Genomic DNA, 1,049 nt, shown 5'->3' with positions numbered 1-1,049 from the left:
GATCAAGCCACGGTGCCCCAAGACCTCCCGCCAGCAGCGGGCGATCATGAGGTTGGCGGCGACAAACCGGACACAAACCGCCGCCAACCTCATGATCGCCCGCTGCTGGCGGGAGGTCTTGGGGCACCGTGGCTTGATCGACTCCAGCTCGGCGAGGTGGTGGCATCAGAGGCTCCGCAACACCACCACTTCGGCGAGCTGGAGTTGATCACGCCCAGGGCCAGGGCAGCGCGCCGGGAAAACGGACAGGTCACGCCCGCCGGAGCCGCGAACACCCCTCACCAATCGCGTTGTCGACCAAGGAGTTTGCGGGATCTTGCAGTTGCCGCCCCGGAAAAAGGTGCGAATCGGGCACCTCAAGGGCCGCAAGTGCAAGATCGCGATCGAGGGTTGGGCGCTCGGGTGGTGATCAAGGGGTTTGTGTCTGTTCTGGGTGGTCTGTCGGACACGAACTCCTTGATCAACGCCGGGCGGGCGCTGGGTGGATTGTCCGGGGTTCGGGGTGGTGGGCGCCACGGCTGGGCTGGAATCGGGGCGGGGTGCGGGGCGTTGTACATGGCAGACCGCGCCGCACCCGCCCGCCCGCCCGCCCCGCCCCCGGCGGGCTGGGAATGAGGCCGGGACGCCGGTCGTTACATCCCCGAGCCGCCGGAGCAGGCCGTCCCCCTGGCCGCCCGAGCGAGCCACCGGCCCGACGCACATACCGGGCCACCTGATCTTTCTTCGCGGCATCCCCCATCGCCGCGTACCCCCGACAGAGAGGCAACTGATCATGGCTACCACTCTGCTGCGCAAGACCGTTCTGACCGCTGCCGGTGTCGTCGCCACCGCCGGTGGCATCGCCGGCCCCGCCGTCGCCGCCCAGGCCACCCCGGCCGAGCGCGCCGCCGCCCAGGTCACCACCGACCGCAAAGGCCATGGCGAGCGGGAACTCGACGTCCGCTACGAAGCCCAGCCCAACTTCTACTTCTGCGGCCCCGCCGCCGCCCGCAACGCGCTGAGCGTGCAGGGCAAGAACATCGACGTACACGCCATGGCCGAGGAGATGG

The 1,049-nt window shown here is 69.4% G+C and carries 1 protein-coding gene; it reads left to right on the top strand.

The annotated features are described in order from the left end of the window. Positions 1-772: 772 nt before the first annotated feature. A partial coding sequence (locus BAW75_RS09075; protein ID WP_208635215.1) for a C39 family peptidase occupies positions 773-1,049 on the top strand: 277 nt, incomplete at its 3' end.

Source organism: Micromonospora chalcea, assembly GCF_002926165.1.
Taxonomy (GTDB): domain Bacteria; phylum Actinomycetota; class Actinomycetes; order Mycobacteriales; family Micromonosporaceae; genus Micromonospora; species Micromonospora chalcea.
The sequence above is the reverse complement of the archived record's forward strand: the minus strand, read 5'-3'. Positions and strand labels throughout refer to the sequence as shown.